This window comes from Nonomuraea sp. NPDC054003 (assembly GCF_055585125.1).
Genome location: NZ_JBVJKR010000003.1, coordinates 487,341 through 503,647 on the forward strand (window position 1 = coordinate 487,341; position 16,307 = coordinate 503,647).

Below are 16,307 nucleotides of genomic sequence, written 5' to 3' on the forward strand. Positions count from 1 at the left end.
GAGGGGCGACGATGACGTTGCCGCAGCTGTACGTGGTGTTGCTGGTGGGCGGCCTGGTGCTGCTCGCCAGCATCGCCGCGGCGCGCACCGCCGCCCGGCTCGGCCTGCCCAGCCTCCTGCTGTTCCTCGGGCTGGGCGTCCTGGTCGGCGAGGACGTGCTGGGCATCCCCTTCGACGACGCCCAGCTCGCCCAGACGCTGGGAACGACGGCGCTGGCCGTCATCCTGGTCGAGGGCGGGCTGAGCACCCGGTGGGCCGACGTCCGCCGGCTGCTCGCCCCCTCGGCCATGCTGGCCACCGCCGGCGTGGTCATCAGCGTGCTCGTGACCGCCACGGGCGCGCACTACCTGCTGGGCATGGACTGGCAGCTCGCGCTGCTGCTCGGCGCCATCGTGTCGTCCACCGACGCGGCGGCGGTCTTCGCCGTGCTGCGGTCGCTGCCGTTGCCGCGCAAGCTGGCCAGCATGGTCGAGGCCGAGTCCGGCTTCAACGACGCGCCCACCGTGATCCTGGTGCTGGTCTTCAGCGCCTCCGGTGGACTGCCCGGCCCGTTCACCATCGGCGGGCAGATGGTCTATCAGATCACCACGGGCGCGCTCATCGGTCTGGGCGTGGCCCTGGTCGGCGTGGTGACGCTGCGCTACGTGGCGCTGCCCGCCACCGGGCTGTACCCGCTGGCCTCCTTCGGTTTCGGCATCTGCGCCTTCGCCGCGGCGGGCGCGGCCAACGCCTCCGGCATCATCGCCGCCTACCTGTCGGGGATCGTGCTCGGCAACGCCGTGCTGCCGCACCGGGCCGCCACCCGGTCCTTCGCCGAGGGCGCGGGCTGGCTCGCGCAGATCGGGCTGTTCGTCATGCTCGGCCTGCTGGTCGACCCGAGCGAGCTGCTCGACGCGCTGCTGCCGGCGCTGGTCATCGGCGCCTTCCTGCTGCTGGTGGCCCGGCCGGTCTCGGTGCTCCTGTGCCTGGTGCCGTTCCGGGTGCCCTGGCGCGAGCAGGCGTTCATCTCCTGGGCGGGGCTGCGCGGGGCGGTGCCGATCGTGCTGACGACGTTCCCGATCGTGGCCCAGGTGCCCGGCGCGCTCGACCTGCTGCACATCGTCTTCGTGCTGGTCGTGGTGTTCACCCTGATCCAGGGGCCCGGCCTGCTCGGGATCACCCGCCTGCTCGGCCTGGTCAGGCCCGAGGAGGCCCGGGAGGTGGACATCGAGTCGGCGCCGCTCGACGTGCTCGACGCCGAGCTGCTCACGGTCTCCGTCCCCGAAGGATCGATGCTGCACGGGGTGGAGGTGTCGGAGCTGCGTCTGCCCCGTCCGGCGGCCATCAGCCTGGTCATCCGCGGCAGCTCCGCGCTCGTGCCCATGCCGGAATCCCGTCTGTACGAGGGCGACCAGCTGCTGATCGTCGCCACCTCCCGCACCCGCGACGAGGTCGAGCGGCGCCTGCGAGCCGTCGGCCGCCGCGGCCGGCTGGCCCGCTGGCACGGCGAGAGCGGCGACCCGGACCCCAGACCCGACCGACCCCACAAGAACAACGGAGGCAGAGGGAGATGGAGATCACACCGGCGACGGTCCCCGGAACCGGCCACATTTACCAGATCAGAACCAGAAGAGGTGACCGGCTCGCCTTCATCGATTACCACGACGGCCGACGCGCGCTGACCTTCTACGGCGAGGACGACTCCGACGACGTCGGCCGCACGGCCGAGCTGGAGCCCGACGAAGCCGACCGGCTCGCCGAGCTGCTGCACAGCCGGTCGCTCGACGACCGGCTGGCCGCGATCGAGCGCCGCCTGGCGGAGCTGACCGCCGGCCGCTGACGGCGGCCGGGGCCGGCCGGGAGGGCCCGGGTCAGGCGGGCCCTCCCGGCCGCGCATCCGCTGCGCGGCCGGTCACGCGGACCGGCGCGTGGCAGGTTTCAGCGGATGCGTCCCGCGCCCGCGCCGGCGGGAACCAGGGCGCGCAGCGCCCGCGGCGGGTGGACGCGGGTGTGCAGGGCCGGCGTCCAGCCGGCGTCACCGCCGAGGCTCGCGCCGGTGGCGGCGTTGTGGGCGGCGACCAGATCGACCGGCCGGCCGTCGACCAGGTTGTCCTTCGCGGTGATCGCGGTGCCCTTGAACACGGTCAGCACCTTCTCGGCGGCGATGCCGTCGAACGCGTTGGCGTTCGCGTACACCTGCGACTGGAAGCCGACCCCGATGCTGTACACGTACGGGCCGCCGCCCGTGAAGTAGTTGTTGTAGACGTGCACCTGGCCGAAGCGCACCCGCGGGGTCCGCTGGCCGAGCCCTTCGAAGTAGTTGTGGTGCACGGTCACCTTCAGCTTGTCCGCCTCCTGGTACGAAGCGGGGTTGTCGGTGTTGCCGATCAGCGTCACCTTGTCGTGGTCGCTCAGGTGGTTCCACGACAGGGTCACGTAGTTCGAGCCGCGCACCACGTCGAGCAGCCCGTCGTGCACCTGGTACGGCCGGCCGAAGTGGAGCGGCTGGTTCGCGTCCGGGTTGTCGCCGTCGTTCAGCGTGTTGTGGTCCAGCCACACGTGGGTCGAGCCGGAGATCTCGACGTTGTCGAAGGAGGCGTTCCAGTTGCCCTCCTCGCCGTCCGTCGGGTCCCACTGCGGGAAGCAGTCGGCCGTGTCGCTGATCGTGAGGTTGCGCACGATCACGTTGTCGGCGTTCCTGATCCGCAGGCCGAAGCTCTTCAGCGCGGCGTCGCGCCCCAGGCCGGCCAGGGTGACGTTGGAGCCGACCGCGATGCTCACGTGCTCGCTCATGGCGTTGTACGAGGCGCGGCGCGCGTCCTCCAGCGGCCCTGACGGCGGGCTGGATCGGCCCCACACGGCCGGGTCGTAGGCGGCCAGGTACGCCTCCAGGCTGTAGCCGCCGACGGCGTAGTCCGCGCAGGTCAGCGGGTTGCCCGCGGCGTCGGTGTCGGCGTCTATCGCGCCCTTCACGTACACGATCCGCGGCCGGTTGTCGGCCGGCTCGCCGAGCGCGGCGATCAGCCCGGCCCTGGTGGAGACGACGTGCACGTCCTCCGGGCGGGCGGCGGAACCGCCCGTGGTGCCGGTGCCGGCCGCCGCCCAGCCGTCCTTCTCGCCGAGCGTCTCGCGGCCCAGCCGGTACGGGTCGGGCCGGTCGTGGTGGTGCCGGACGGGGTTCCAGCCGTCGCGGCCCTTCAGGTAGTGGTGAGGGGTGAGGCGGGCGGCGTCCCGGGCGGAGAGCTGCGGCCGGTCCTCGCCGGCGGTGGCGCCGGGGCCGTGGTTGCGGTACTCGGACAGGCGCGCGTCCCGCCAGCTCAGGCCCGACATGTCGGTCCACGGGGCGTCCTTGAACTGCTGGCCCAGCCACGACTCGCGGACCAGCACCTGCCCGCGCGCCGTCGGCGACCCGCCCGCCGGCCACGGCCGGCCCAGGTGGTACGTCCCGGCGGGTGCGTCGCTGACCAGGTGGCTGCGGTGGATCAGGAACCCGTACGGGTTGGCCACCTCGGTGCTCGCGGCGGTGACGTAGCCGTTGTTGGCGGCGTCGCCCCGGTCCAGGGCCTTGATGACGCACCGGTCGAAGACGGCGGTGGCCCGGCCGAAGATGAAGTCCACGTCGCCTTCGACGTAGCAGTCGTGGAAGTACTGCCGGGCGGTCGCGCCCGCGCTCTCGGTGTTGGCGTAGAGCGTGTCCTGGTTGCCGATGAACCGGACGTTGTCGTACACCTGCCGGTCGCCGGTGGTGCGGACGGCGACGGCCTGGCTGGGCCCGTTCGCGGCCTCGTCGTAGGAGTTCTCGAACGTGAGGTCGCGGGCGGTGAAGTCGGGCGCGCTGATCACGTACGAGGCGCTGCCCGAGGTGCCGTACGGCCCGGAGCCGTCGGGCCGCTGGATCGTGGCGGCGGCGTCGAAGGTCAGCACCACCTTGGCGGGGTCGTCGGTGTCTCCGGCGAGGGTGATGTGCGGCTTGTCGGCGGGGATGACGACCTGCTGCTTGTAGGTGCCCTCGCGGACGAGGACGGTCACCGGCCTGGCGTTGCCGGAGGGCACGGCGTCCACGGCGTCCTGCACGGTGGTGTGATCGCCGGAGCCGTCGGCGGCGACCACGATGACGCTCCTGGGCGGGGGAGCGGCGGCGGCGGGGGCGGCCGCCGCGATGATCATGACGGCGATCACCGGGGGGAGTGACAGAAGTCGCATGCGCAACCTCTCGTGAGGGTGGCAATCGGTTGCACGAAACGTTGACGTAGCTCTCCTGAAACGTCAATGGTTCCTAGTAAAACTGCACTGTTGCTGCGGCAAGCGGTTGCAGCTCTGGTAGAACAAAGGCCCCCGCGCGGACGCGGGGGCCGGTGACGCTAGGGCCGCGGGTAACCGAGGGCGGCGGACAGCTCCTGGGCCGACTCCGCCACCACCTTGCCCATCTCCTCCAGGCGCGACTCCGGGGGCACGCGGGTCAGCGACATGCTGATGGCCGCGACGATGAGGCGGCGGTGGTCGCGCACCGGGGCCGTGATGCCCCCGGGGAGGTCGTCCAGCTCGACCGCGCTCACCACGTACCCGAACTCCCGGACGTGCGCCAGGTCGGCGAGCCACTGCTCCTCGTCGGCGATCGCCGAGTCCAGGCCGCCCGGCAGGGAGGCGCGCAGCAGCTCGCGCACGTGGTCCTGGTGCCAGTCGGCGAGCAGCGCCCGCCCCGCGCCCGCCATGAGAACCGGCACCGCGACGCCTTCCCAGACCCGGTGGTACGCCCGTGACGAGGGGGCCGACAGCAGGGTGAGCACCTGCTCGCCGCGGAGCACGCACAGGTGGGTGTCCTCGTCGAAGGTGGACGCCAGCCGCCGCAGGCACGGCGCGGCCACCTGCGCCAGCCGGGCCTGCTGGGTGCGGGCCGCGAGCGCGAACAGCCGCCAGCCGAGCCGGTAGCGCCGGGTCAGCGGGTCGCGTTCGACCATGCCCTCGGCCTCCAGCGCGCGCAGCGCCCGTGACACCTGGCTCTTCTCCCGCCCCAGGCGTTGCGCGATCCAGCTCACGCCGAATCCCTCGGCGTCACGTTCAGCGCCGTGACCAGCGAGAACGTCAAGGATCTCCAGGTCTCGGCGGAGACCCGCCGACGACACTGCCGGCCTCTCGGTCATGCTCATCCGTTCATAACAATGGTGTTGCGCTAAGTGCAACAGATTTTGCAATCACCGCAACACGGTCATACGTTTACATGCCAGTGCAAGAGTAAGCGAAGGCGGTTCTTTCATGACTTTCGGCGAGTACGTGGTCTCTCGATGGGGGACTCTCTCGCTGGCCGCTGCCGAACACGCCCTGGTCGTCGCCATCGCGATCGGCATCGCGACCGTGGTGGGCGTCGGCATCGGACTCCTCGGTTTCCAGGCGCCCAAGGTGCGCGGAGCCTCGCTGGCGCTGTCCGCGGGCATCCTCACCATCCCCTCGCTGGCACTGCTCACTCTGCTCATCCCGATCACCGGACTCGGCTGGGGGCCCACGCTCGTCGCGCTCACCGGGTACGCCTTCCTGCCGATCATCAGGAACACGGTGACCGGGCTGAACGGCGTCGACGCCGCCACCGTCGAGGCGGGCCGCGGGATGGGCCTGAGCGCCGCGAGGGTGCTGCTGAAGGTGCGGCTCCCGCTGGCCTGGCCGCTGATCCTGACCGGCGTCCGGGTCTCGGCCCAGATGCTCATCGGCATCGCGGCCATCGCCGCCTACGTCGACGGCCCCGGCCTCGGCACCCAGATCTTCGAAGGACTGGCCAGGCTCGGCTCGGTGAACTCGCTGAACGCGACGCTCGCCGGAACGCTCGGCATCGTGGTCATCGCGGTGCTCTTCGACGCGTTCTTCTTCGCCGTCCGCCAGCTGACCACCCCAAGGGGGCTTCGTGTTCGACCGTGATCCAGCAGGCGTCCGCATCGAGTTGCGGGGGCTGACCAAGCACTACCCGGGGCAGCCGGCTCCAGCGGTCGACAACGTCAACCTCGACATCCCGGCCGGTGAGCTGGTCGTCTTCGTCGGGCCGTCCGGCTGCGGCAAGACCACCACGATGAAGATGATCAACCGGCTGGTGGAGCCCACCTCCGGGGAGATCCGCATCGGCGGCGAGGACGTGCTCAACCTGCACCCCGACGAGCTGCGCCGGCACATCGGGTACGCCATCCAGCAGGTGGGGCTGTTCCCCCACCTGACCGTGGGCGAGAACGTGGCCCTGGTGCCCAAGCTGCTCGGCTGGCCCGCGGCCAAGGTCGCGGACCGGGTCGAGGAGCTGCTCTCGCTGGTCAACCTGGAGCCCGGCGCGTACCACGACCGCTACCCGCGTCAGCTGTCCGGAGGGCAGCAGCAGCGGGTCGGCGTGGCCCGCGCGCTGGCCGCCGACCCGCCGGTGATGCTGATGGACGAGCCCTTCGGCGCCACCGACCCGATCACCCGCGAGCACCTGCAGAGCGAGTTCGCCAAGCTGCAGAAGAAGCTGCGCAAGACGATCATCTTCGTCACGCACGACTTCGAGGAGGCGATCACGCTCGGCGACCGCATCGCGGTGCTGCGCGAGCGCTCGCACATCGCCCAGTACGACACGCCCGCCAACATCCTGGCCGCGCCCGCCGACGACTACGTGGCCGGCTTCATCGGCCAGGACGCCACGCTGAAGCGGCTGGCGCTGCTGACGGTGGACGACGTGCCGGCCGTCGGGCCCGTACCGTCGAGCAACGGGCTGCCCCGGGTGGACGCGGGCACCAGCCTGCGCGAGGCGCTGGACACCATGGTCGCCCACGGCAGCGACAGGTGCGCCACCCCGTCCGGGGTGCTCACCTACACCGCGCTGTGCGAGGCCGTGGGCACGGACGGCGCGAAGACCGGCCGCGAGGAGGTGGCGGCCGGTGACCGCTGACACGATCGCCATCGGCCGGGCCGGCGCGCCCGTCCGCGCTTCCGGTCTGCGCCACGTGCTCACCCCCGCCGCGATCGCCGTCGTCCTGGTCGCCCTCTACGCCTGGGTGAGCACGCTGGAGCTGGACTCCATCGAGCGCCGCAGCCTCAACCGCGAGGTGATCGTCGCCAAGGTGGTCGAGCACCTGCAGATGACCGTGGCGGCCACCGCCCTCGTGGTGATCATCGCGGTCCCGCTGGGCATCGTCGCCTCGCGCTCCAGGAACCGGTTCATCACCCCGGTCATCCTCACCGCGGGCAACCTCGGGCAGGCCGTGCCGTGCATCGGGCTGCTCGTGCTGGCCACGTTCGTGCTGGGCGTGGGCTTCCAGACGGCGCTGGTCGGCCTGGTCATCTACGCCGTGCTGCCGGTGCTGCGCAACACCATGGTCGGGCTGCAGCAGATCGACCCCGCGCTCGTCGAGTCCGCCCGCGGCATGGGCATGACCAAGGGCCAGGTGCTGCGCCGGGTCGAGCTCAAGCTCGCGGTGCCCGCCATCCTCGCCGGTCTGCGCACCGCCCTGGTGCTGACCGTCGGAGTCGCCACGCTCGGCGCCTTCGTGGCCGCGGGCGGGCTGGGCGAACTGATCATCAACGGGCTCAAGCTCAACCGGATGCCCGTCACCATCGTCGGCGGCGTGCTGACCGCGTGCATCGCCTTCTTCATCGACTGGCTGGGCAGCCTCGCCGAGAAGCTGCTCAAGCCCCGTGGCATGTGATCCCGCCGACTTCCCATCCCTCGAATCCCGATTTTTCGTAAGACCCCCACCGCGAGAGGTGTTTTCACGTGTTTTCCCGCCCCGTCCGCCGCAAGTTCGCCGTGCTCGCAGCAGCGGCCCTGACCCTGACAGCGGCCGCCGGATGCGGTGGCGGCGGAAGCGCCGTCGAGGCGTCCAGCGCAGGCACCGAGCTGGAGGGCGCCTCGTTCGTCGTCGGCTCCAAGGACTTCACCGAGAACATCGTGCTCGGCAAGATCGCCGTGCAGCTGCTCAAGGCGCACGGCGCCGAGGTCGAGGACAAGACCAACCTGGGCGGCACGGTCACCAACCGCAAGGCGCTGCAGGCCGGTGAGATCGACCTGTACTGGGAGTACTCCGGCACCGGCTGGATCGAGCACCTGAAGAAGACCGAGCCGATCCAGGACTCCGCCGAGCAGTTCAAGGCCACCGCGGAGGCCGACCTGGAGCAGAACCAGATCCGCTGGATCGGCCCGACGCCGCTCAACAACACCTACGCCCTGGCCATCCGCTCGGAGAAGGCGCAGGAGCTGGGCGTCAAGACGGTCTCCGACGTGGCCGAACTGGCGAAGACCAAGCCGGAGGAGGTCACGATGTGCATCGAGACCGAGTTCTCCACCCGCGACGACGGCCTGCCCGGCCTGACCAAGAAGTACGACTTCGAGATGCCCAAGGACCGGATCGCGCTGCTGGACACCGGCGTCGTCTACACCGAGACGGACAAGGGCGAGACCTGCAACTTCGGCGAGGTGTTCACCACCGACGGCCGCATCGCCGCGCTCGACCTGACCGTGCTGGAGGACGACAAGAACTTCTTCCCGATCTACAACGCCGCGGTCACCGTCAAGGACGACCTGTACAAGAAGCACCCGGCCCTGGAGCAGGTGCTGAACCCGGTCATCGCCAAGCTGGACGACGCCACCATGCAGGCGCTCAACGCCCAGGTCGACGTGGACGGCAAGGAGCCCGGCACGGTCACCGCCGAATGGCTGGAGCAGAACGGCTTCCTCGGCAGCAGCAGCTGACCGGCCGACCGCAGCGGACGTGAGCGGGGCGGTCGTACGAGTGATCGTCTCACCGTGAAGGGCCCGGGCGCGCGCGTCCGGGCCTTCGGCGTTCCCTCCCGGCTCCGAAAGTTTCGGAGCCGCGGCGCATCCCTTACCCTCGTGAGTCGGCGTCGCGGAAGAGCCGGCCCGCATGGGCGTCGGCTCCGGCCGCGCCGCCGTGAGTCGGCGTCGCGGAAGAAGGGAGCCGGCCGGATGCCTCACGCGGCGAGACGTACGGTCACGCTGCGCGACGTGGCGGCGGCCGCCGGGGTCTCGGTGGCGACCGCGTCACGGGTGCTGGGCGGCAGCTCGCGCGCCGTCGCCCCCGAGTACGAGCGGCGCGTCCTGGCCGCGGCGGAGGCCCTGCGCTACACCGCGGACGCGGCGGCGCGCGCCATGCGGCGGGGGAGCGAGGCGATCACGCTCGTCACCGACGACCTGACCACCCCTGCCATGGGCGTCGTCGTGTCCGCGATGGAGCGCCAGGCCAGGATGACCGGCGTGTTCGTGACCGTCTCCGCCACCCACGGCGCCCTGGAGCGGCAGCTCGAAACGGTGCGCCTGCTGCGCGCGCTGCGGCCGCGCGCGCTCGTGCTGACCTCTTCCCGGTTCCGCGAGAACGCGCTCGGCGACCGCCTGACGGACGAGTTGCGCGCGTACGAGCGGGCGGGCGGACGGGTGGTGATCGTCGGCGTGACGGACCGGGCGTTCGACTCGATCGCCTTCGACGACCACGGCGCGGGCCGGGCGATGGGGACCCATCTGGCCATGACCGGCCACCGGCGGGTGGCGATCCTGGCCGGCCCCGAGGACCGGGCGAACTTCGCGGCCCGGGTCGCGGGCTGCGCCGAGGGGCTGCGCCGGGGCGGGGTGCCCGCCCGCCAGGTGCGCGTCGTGCCCTGCGAGGCCGGCAGGGACGGCGGGTACGCGGCGGTCCGGCGGCTGATCAGGAGCGGGCCGCCGGATGCGGTCGCGGCGGTCAGCGACGTCCTCGCGATCGGCGCCCTGGCGGCCCTCCGCGAGGTTGGGGTGCCCGTCCCCGCCGAGGTGTCGGTGGCGGGCATCGACGACATCCAGCTCGCGGAGGACGTGACGCCGAGGCTGACGACGGTCGCGCTCCCGCTGGCCCACGTCGGCGCCGAAGCCATCCGCCTGGCGCTTCGGGAGACCCCCGAACCCGAACACCTGACGGTCCAGGGCACCCTCGTCATCCGCGGAACCACCCGCCCCTGACCGGCGGGAACCGTTCCCGCCGAGGCCGCCACCCGCCCTGAGCCGGGCGTCGCCGTCCGGCGGTAACCCCATCCGCAGAACCCCCCTGATCCGCGGGAACCGTTCCCGCCGAGGCTTCCACCCGCCCCTAGGCGGGCGTCGCGGTCCGGCTGAAAGCCCCTTGACGGTGAAGTCCGGGAAAAGGCAGACTGCGGAATGCGTTTTCCCGGCGCGCGCCCCCCACGCCCCCCGAAGGGTCACATGTCTCAACGCAGCTACCGGTCCGCGATCGTCGGCACCGGCGGGATCGCCACCGCCCACGCACAGGCCGTCGCCGGGTCCGGCGGGCGGGCGCGCCTCGTCGCGGCCGTCGACGTCGACCTGGGCAGGGCCGAGACCTTCGCCGCCACCTGGCAGGTTCCCCGCACCTTCACGACTCTGACCGAGCTGCTCCGCGAGGAGCCGGTCGACCTGGTCCACCTCTGCACCCCGCCCCTCCTGCACGCCCCGCTCGCGCTCGAATGCCTCGAAGCGGGCGTCACGGTGCTCGTCGAGAAGCCGCCCACCCTCTCCCTGGCCGAGCTCGACACGCTCGCCGAGGCCGAGAGCCGCTCGACGGCCCACATGGCGACCGTCTTCCAGCACCGCTTCGGCCCCGGCGCGGCCCGCCTGCGCCGCATGCTGGCCGGCGGCGAACTGGGCCGCCCGCTGGTCGCCACCTGCCTGACCCAGTGGTACCGCGGCGACGCCTACTTCGAGGTCCCCTGGCGCGGCACCTGGGCCTCGGAAGGCGGCGGCCCCACCATGGGCCACGGCATCCACCAGTTCGACCTGCTGTTCTCCGTGCTCGGCCCATGGCGCGAGGTCAGCGGCCTGGCCGTCCGCCAGGCGCGCGACACCGAGACCGAGGACGTGTCGATGGCCATGGTCACGTTCGAGAGCGGCGCGGTCGCCTCGGTGGTCAACTCGGTGCTGTCGCCGCGCGAGACGTCCGTGCTCCGCTTCGACTTCGAGCGCGCCACCGTCGAGCTGGAGCACCTGTACGGCTACACCGACGCCGACTGGAGCGTCACCCCCGCCCCCGGCTGCGAGGACGTGACCAAGCGCTGGTCGGCCGAGGGCCGCAGCGCCGATTCCAGCGGCCACCACGGCCAGCTCGCGGCGGTGCTCGACGCGCTCGACCGGGACGAGGCGCCGCCGGTCACGCTGACGGACGCCCGCGTGACGATGGAGTTCGTGGCCGCCCTGTACGCCTCCGCCTTCACCGGCGAGCGGATCACGCGCGGGCAGGTCGGCCCCGGCAGCCCGTTCGCCCGGCGCATGGACGGCACCGGCGCCCCCTGGGAAGGAACGGACAGGTGACCGCCCTCCAGGCCGTCCACACGCTGGGCCGATCCGTCGCCGTCACGGCCGGGGACGTCGAGTTGTTCGCCTATGTCTACCGTCCCGACACGCCCGTCCTGGAGTCGCCCAAGCCCTACCTGCACCCGGTGCGCACCCTGGGCGGCGACGTGGTCTCGCTCTACCGGCCGCACGACCACGTCTGGCACAAGGGCATCGCTTGGTCGCTGCCGCACGTGGGCGAGCACAACTTCTGGGGCGGGCCCACGTACGAACGCGGGCGCGGCTACGTACAGCTCGACAACAACGGCAGCGCCGTGCACCGCGAGATGACCGCGCTCGGCGCGGACGGCGGGCGCGCCGGTCTGGCGCACCGGCTCGACTGGATCTCCCAGGCGGGGCGGCCGGTGATCGAGGAGCGGCGCTCGCTCACTGCCACCGTGCTGGACGAGACGGCCTGGGCGCTGGTCTTCGGCACGGCCATGACGAACGTGTCAGGCGGACCGCTCGACTTCGGCTCCCCGACCACCAAGGGACGCGAGAACGCCGGTTACGGCGGGCTGTTCTGGCGCGGCCCGCGCTCGTTCACCGGCGGGATCATCCAGTCGCCGTCCGGGGCGGGCGGTGACGAGCTGCGGGGGACGCGGGCCGAGTGGTTCGGGTTCCGCGGGCGTCACGACGAGACCGGAGGCTGGTCCACGATCGTCATGGTGGACGACGCGGCCAACCCTCAGCACCCGCCGCGGTGGTTCGCCCGCAGCGAGATGTTCGCCTGCCTGTGCCCGGCGCCGTTCTTCGGCGAGGAACTGCGGGTCGAGCACGGCCGCACGCTCGCCTTCCGGTACGCGGTCGTGATCGCCGACGGCGACCGGGGCGACGAGGGCAGCGCGCTGCTGGCCGAGCGGGGCCGCGCGGTGCTGGCCGACGTGTCAGCCGACGTGCCGGCCGACGTGCGGGCCGATGTGCCGGCCGACGTGTCCGCCGCCTTGGCGCCGCCGGGCGGGGCCGTCGCATGACGGCGTTCCCCGGCGGCACCTCCGTCTCCCGGCTGGCGGTCTACACCGGCGCGTGCGCCGACGGGCTCGAAGGCGGCACCCCTCACTTGCACACCGCCTCCACCGAGGCCTACGTCGTCACCGGCGGGCGCGGCGCGCTGCAGACGCTCGACATGAACGGCCTGCGCGAAACGGAGCTGACCGCGGGGACGACCGTGTGGTTCACGCCGGGCACCATCCACCGGGCCGTCAACCGGGGCGGCCTGGAGGTGGTCGTCGTCATGCAGAACGCCGGGCTGCCCGAGGCGGGCGACGCCGTCATGACGTTCCCGCCGGAGGTGGTGTCCGACCGGGACGCCTACCAGGAGGCGGCCGGGCTGCCCCCTGGCGGGGAGGAAGCGGCCGTGGCGCGGCGGCGTGACCTCGCCGTCGAGGGGTTCCTCCGGCTGGCCGAGAGCGCCCGCGCCGGCGACTACGGGCCGCTGTTGCGCTTCTACGACAGCGCCGTCGCCCTGGTCCGGCCCAAGGTCGCGGGGTGGCGGCGCATCTGGGAGACCACGGTCGCCGCCGGGACCCGGGACACCGCCGAGGTGCTCGACGCCCTCGGCCGAGGCGACGGCATCCACCTGCGGCACGCCATGCTCCTGGAGGCGCCGCCGCAGGAGCGCTGGGGCATGTGCGGCCACCTGCGCGCCCACGACGTCACCCGCCCCATCGTCCACGCCCCCGTCCATCCCTCCACGCACCCACCCATCAAGCCCTCCGCGCACTCACCCGTCTCTCAACCCACGCACTCACCCGTCGATCCACCCGCTCACGCGCCCGTCCATCCGCCCGTGCGCCCGGCGTCCGGCCGTGATGCTTGACGGGTCTGAAGGGCCGGGCGTGATGCCTGACGGGGCCGAGGGGCCGGGCGCGGTGACCCTGCATGACGTGGCGCGGGAGGCGGGGGTCTCCGTCGCCACCGCGTCCCGCGCGCTCAACGGCAGCGCGCGCAACGTCCGCACCGAGAACGCCTCCCGGGTCCGGGCCGCCGCGGCCAAGCTCAACTACCGGCCGCACCTGTCGGCGCAGGCCATCGCCAGGGGCCAGACCAGGACCGCGGCCCTGGTCGTGGGCGACGTGGCCGACCCGTACTTCTCCGCCATCGCCGCCGGGGTCACCGAGGCCGCGGAGGCGGCCGGGCTGATCGTCACCATGGCGGTGGCCGGCCGTTCCCCCGAACGCGAGCTGGAGATCATCCGCACGCTGCGCGGCCAGCGCCCCCGCCTGATCGCCGTCGCCGGCAGCCGCATCGACGGCGCCGCGACCAGGGCCGCGCTCTCCGGCGAGCTGGAGGCGTACCGGTCCGCCGGGGGCCGCGTCGTCATGATCAGCCAGCGCGACCTGCCGTTCGACACGGTGACCATCGACAACGCGGGCGGCGCGTACCAGCTCGCCCGCGCGCTGGCGGCGGCCGGTTACCGGCGGTTCGCGCTGTTCCGCGCGCCCGTCACCGTGCGCACCTCGCGTGACCGGTGCGCCGGCTTCCTGGCGGGACTGCGCGAGCTGGGCCTGGCCGTCGAGGACCGGTTCGTGGTCGAGACCGAGTTCACCCGCGCCGGCGGCTACGAGGCCGCGCGCCGCCTCGCCGAGCGCGGCCTGGACGGGGTGGAGGTGGTCTTCGCCGTCACCGACGTGATGGCGATCGGCGCCATGTCCGCCTTCCGCGACGCCGGCCTCGTCCCCGGCAGGGACATCGGCGTCGCGGGTTTCGACGACATCGACTCCGCCGTGGACGTGACGCCCGCGCTCACCACCGTGGCCGTGCCGCTGCGCGAGGTGGGGCTCACCGCGATGCGGGTCGCCCTGGCGGACGACCCGGGGCCGGTGAGCGTGCAGACCTCGACGACGGTGCTGCTCCGCGAGAGCACCCCGGTACGCTCCCGGACCCGCTGACGTCTCCGGCCGTGCCGCAAGAAAAGGGGTACGGTGCCCTGACGGTGGCAGAAAGGCAGACATGCGGAAATTTGTGATCATGGGGGTGCAGGGGAGCGGCAAGGGGACGCAGGCGGCGATGCTCTGCGACGACCTCGACCTCGTGCACATCAACGTGGGCAACATCTTCCGCTGGCACGTCAAGAACCACACCAAGATCGGCGCCCAGGTCCGCCGCCTCGTCGCGGCCGGTGAGCTGGTCGGCGACGACCTGGTGGAGGACGTCGTCCGCGAGCGGCTCCAGCAGCACGACTGGAACTTCGGCTTCGTCGTCGACGGCTTCCCGCGCAACCGGCGGCAGACCGAGTTCTTCCTGGAGAGCTACGACATCGACGGCGTCATCCTGCTCGACCTGCCGGACGACGAGGTGCGCCGCCGGGTGCTGGCCCGCCGCCTGTGCTCGCGCTGCGGCATGGACTACAACCTCATCGCGCACCGCCCCGAGACCGAGGGCCGGTGCGACGTGTGCGGCGGCGAGCTGGTCACCCGCGCCGACGACACGCCGGAGGCCCTGGCCCGGCGGCTGCGCGACTACCACGGCAAGACCGACCCGGTGATCGACCTGTTCCGCCGCAAGGAGTACGTGGTGGTGGTCGACGCGCGCGACGACCAGGCGACGGTCCAGCAGACGATCAGGGACCGCCTCGGGCTGCCCGCCTACCGCGCCGGTTCGAGGACCTGAGCCGGGAACGGTCATCAGGTGGCCGCGCCGGGCGCGCTCTCGTGCCCCGGGAGGCCGCGGGTGCGGCGGCGGGCCTTCATCTCGGCCTCGTAGACGTGCGTGCGCCCGCCCACCAGCCGGTCGCGGGCCTCCGCCTCCAGCCGCTGGAACGTCGCGTAGTAGCCGGCGTCGTACTCCTCGACGACCTGGAACGTCCACCGGCCTTCCAGCACGTTCAGCCCGATCAGCTCCCGTTCGATGCGCCCGGCCAGCTCGCCGTGCCCGGCGCCGCGCAGCAGCTCGGCCACCTCGTCGAGGGCGTTGTCGGCGCCGCCGGTGAGCTGGTGGAAGGCGTAGAGGTGGCCACGCGCCCGGTGGATCTTCTCCAGGGCCTCGCTGAACAGGCCGAGCGCCTCGACGACCTCGTCGGTCACGCCCGGCGGCCGCCGGTGCGCGGGGTCGGGGTCTCCGCTGACGTGCTGATCTGCCATGTCCTGGCGCTACCCGCTAGAGGCCCGCCAGCACGTCCGGCCGGTTGGTGATGATGCCGTCCACCCGGTACGAGACGAGCCGCCGCATGATCTCCGGGTCGTCCACCGTCCAGGTGAAGACCTGCATGCCGAGCTCCTGGACCGCCTCCACGTAGCCGGGGGTGAGGTCCCGGTACGGCGGGTTGACCTGGCCCGCGAACTCGGCGAGCCCCGCCAGCTCGTCTGCCGTGGGCGTGCCGAGCAGGCCGACCGGCACGTCCGGCATCAGCCGGTGGAAGGTCCGCATCGAGTCCCAGTCGAACGACTCCACCACCACCGGGCCCGGCCACGAGCGGCGCAGCTCCAGCACCGTGCGGCGCTCGATGCCGGGATAGAGCTCCGGGGCCTTGATCTCCAGCAGCAGGCCGAGGCCGGTGCGGTTCATCGCCTTCAGCGCCTGCCGGAGGGTCGGCACCCGCGTGCCCGCGAACGAGGGGCCGAACCACGAGCCGGCGTCCAGCCGGCGGATCTCGGCGAGGGTGAAGTCGCCCACCCGCCACGGCGACCGGTCGGGGAACACGGACTCCACGTCGGTGGTGCGGGTGAGCGTGGTGTCGTGCATGAGGATCAGCGCGCGGTCCTTGGTCTCCTGGACGTCGAGCTCGAACATGTCGGCGCCCTGCCGGGCGGCCAGCTTGAGAGCGCCGATCGTGTTCTCGGGAGCGTAGGCGGAGGCCCCGCGGTGGGCGACGTTGGAGACCCCGGCGGGCGGCGCGGCACCGGCCGGGACGGTGAACGGGCTGGTGACCAGGCTGGTGACCATGGCCAGGGCCACCAGGACGGTCATGAGGACGGTGCGTGTGCTTCGGGACATGGGTCTCCTCGATAGCGGGGAGTCGCCTACGCACCGAACCTGACGTGCCGTCATGACGAAGTGTTGACGCGGAAGTGGA

General features: G+C 72.3%; 16 protein-coding genes. 12 read left to right on the plus strand and 4 right to left on the minus strand.

Annotated features, from left to right (window positions below; genetic code table 11):
• The first annotated feature begins 11 nt into the window (after positions 1 to 11).
• Positions 12 to 1,661, plus strand: a complete 1,650-nt coding sequence (locus ACZ6YG_RS09840) for a potassium/proton antiporter (protein ID WP_466017697.1) — start codon at positions 12 to 14, stop codon at positions 1,659 to 1,661.
• Positions 1,550 to 1,819 (plus strand): cation:proton antiporter regulatory subunit, encoded by a 270-nt coding sequence (locus ACZ6YG_RS09845; RefSeq protein ID WP_148033315.1) that lies wholly within the window; start codon positions 1,550 to 1,552, stop codon positions 1,817 to 1,819. Before ACZ6YG_RS09840 ends, ACZ6YG_RS09845 begins: the two co-directional genes overlap by 112 nt.
• 98 nt (positions 1,820 to 1,917) lie before the next feature.
• On the opposite strand, the gene ACZ6YG_RS09850 is transcribed toward ACZ6YG_RS09845, so the two are convergent.
• Positions 1,918 to 4,182 (minus strand): pectinesterase family protein, encoded by a 2,265-nt coding sequence (locus tag ACZ6YG_RS09850; RefSeq protein WP_466017698.1) that lies wholly within the window; start codon positions 4,180 to 4,182, stop codon positions 1,918 to 1,920.
• A 158-nt stretch (positions 4,183 to 4,340) separates the two neighbouring features.
• Positions 4,341 to 5,126 (minus strand): IclR family transcriptional regulator, encoded by a 786-nt coding sequence (locus ACZ6YG_RS09855; protein WP_364228516.1) that lies wholly within the window; start codon positions 5,124 to 5,126, stop codon positions 4,341 to 4,343.
• Positions 5,127 to 5,232: 106 nt separating this feature from the next.
• Between ACZ6YG_RS09855 and ACZ6YG_RS09860 the strand changes: the two genes are divergently transcribed.
• From ACZ6YG_RS09860 to ACZ6YG_RS09905, 10 genes are all read left to right on the plus strand, one after another.
• Positions 5,233 to 5,886 (plus strand): ABC transporter permease, encoded by a 654-nt coding sequence (locus tag ACZ6YG_RS09860; RefSeq protein ID WP_271276939.1) that lies wholly within the window; start codon positions 5,233 to 5,235, stop codon positions 5,884 to 5,886.
• Positions 5,873 to 6,877, plus strand: a complete 1,005-nt coding sequence (locus ACZ6YG_RS09865; RefSeq protein WP_271276940.1) for an ABC transporter ATP-binding protein — start codon at positions 5,873 to 5,875, stop codon at positions 6,875 to 6,877. Before ACZ6YG_RS09860 ends, ACZ6YG_RS09865 begins: the two co-directional genes overlap by 14 nt.
• Positions 6,867 to 7,634, plus strand: coding sequence for an ABC transporter permease (locus ACZ6YG_RS09870; protein ID WP_466017699.1), 768 nt, complete (start codon positions 6,867 to 6,869; stop codon positions 7,632 to 7,634). Before ACZ6YG_RS09865 ends, ACZ6YG_RS09870 begins: the two co-directional genes overlap by 11 nt.
• A 68-nt stretch (positions 7,635 to 7,702) precedes the next feature.
• Positions 7,703 to 8,677: a glycine betaine ABC transporter substrate-binding protein gene (locus ACZ6YG_RS09875; RefSeq protein ID WP_219548519.1), complete on the plus strand. Its 975-nt coding sequence runs from the start codon at positions 7,703 to 7,705 to the stop codon at positions 8,675 to 8,677.
• Positions 8,678 to 8,911: 234 nt separating this feature from the next.
• The gene (locus ACZ6YG_RS09880; RefSeq protein WP_466017700.1) at positions 8,912 to 9,931 is read left to right on the plus strand and encodes a LacI family DNA-binding transcriptional regulator; all 1,020 of its coding nucleotides are present in this window, start codon (positions 8,912 to 8,914) and stop codon (positions 9,929 to 9,931) included.
• Between the two features lie 240 nt (positions 9,932 to 10,171).
• Positions 10,172 to 11,272, plus strand: coding sequence for a Gfo/Idh/MocA family protein (locus tag ACZ6YG_RS09885; RefSeq protein ID WP_466017701.1), 1,101 nt, complete (start codon positions 10,172 to 10,174; stop codon positions 11,270 to 11,272).
• Positions 11,269 to 12,267: a DUF6807 domain-containing protein gene (locus tag ACZ6YG_RS09890; RefSeq protein ID WP_466017702.1), complete on the plus strand. Its 999-nt coding sequence runs from the start codon at positions 11,269 to 11,271 to the stop codon at positions 12,265 to 12,267. The genes ACZ6YG_RS09885 and ACZ6YG_RS09890 overlap by 4 nt, the downstream gene beginning before the upstream one ends.
• On the plus strand, positions 12,264 to 13,112 hold the full coding sequence (locus ACZ6YG_RS09895; RefSeq protein WP_466017703.1) for a cupin domain-containing protein: 849 nt from the start codon (positions 12,264 to 12,266) through the stop codon (positions 13,110 to 13,112). The genes ACZ6YG_RS09890 and ACZ6YG_RS09895 overlap by 4 nt, the downstream gene beginning before the upstream one ends.
• A 22-nt stretch (positions 13,113 to 13,134) precedes the next feature.
• Positions 13,135 to 14,184: a LacI family DNA-binding transcriptional regulator gene (locus tag ACZ6YG_RS09900; RefSeq protein ID WP_466017808.1), complete on the plus strand. Its 1,050-nt coding sequence runs from the start codon at positions 13,135 to 13,137 to the stop codon at positions 14,182 to 14,184.
• 61 nt (positions 14,185 to 14,245) lie between these two features.
• Positions 14,246 to 14,905 (plus strand): adenylate kinase family protein, encoded by a 660-nt coding sequence (locus ACZ6YG_RS09905; RefSeq protein WP_148033305.1) that lies wholly within the window; start codon positions 14,246 to 14,248, stop codon positions 14,903 to 14,905.
• A 14-nt stretch (positions 14,906 to 14,919) separates the two neighbouring features.
• On the opposite strand, the gene ACZ6YG_RS09910 is transcribed toward ACZ6YG_RS09905, so the two are convergent.
• Both ACZ6YG_RS09910 and ACZ6YG_RS09915 read right to left on the minus strand, forming a co-directional pair.
• A complete protein-coding gene (locus ACZ6YG_RS09910; RefSeq protein ID WP_148033304.1) occupies positions 14,920 to 15,375 on the minus strand; it encodes a hypothetical protein in 456 nt (151 codons plus the stop codon).
• Between the two features lie 16 nt (positions 15,376 to 15,391).
• Positions 15,392 to 16,228 (minus strand): glycerophosphodiester phosphodiesterase, encoded by an 837-nt coding sequence (locus ACZ6YG_RS09915; RefSeq protein WP_219548531.1) that lies wholly within the window; start codon positions 16,226 to 16,228, stop codon positions 15,392 to 15,394.
• Positions 16,229 to 16,307 lie beyond the last annotated feature (79 nt).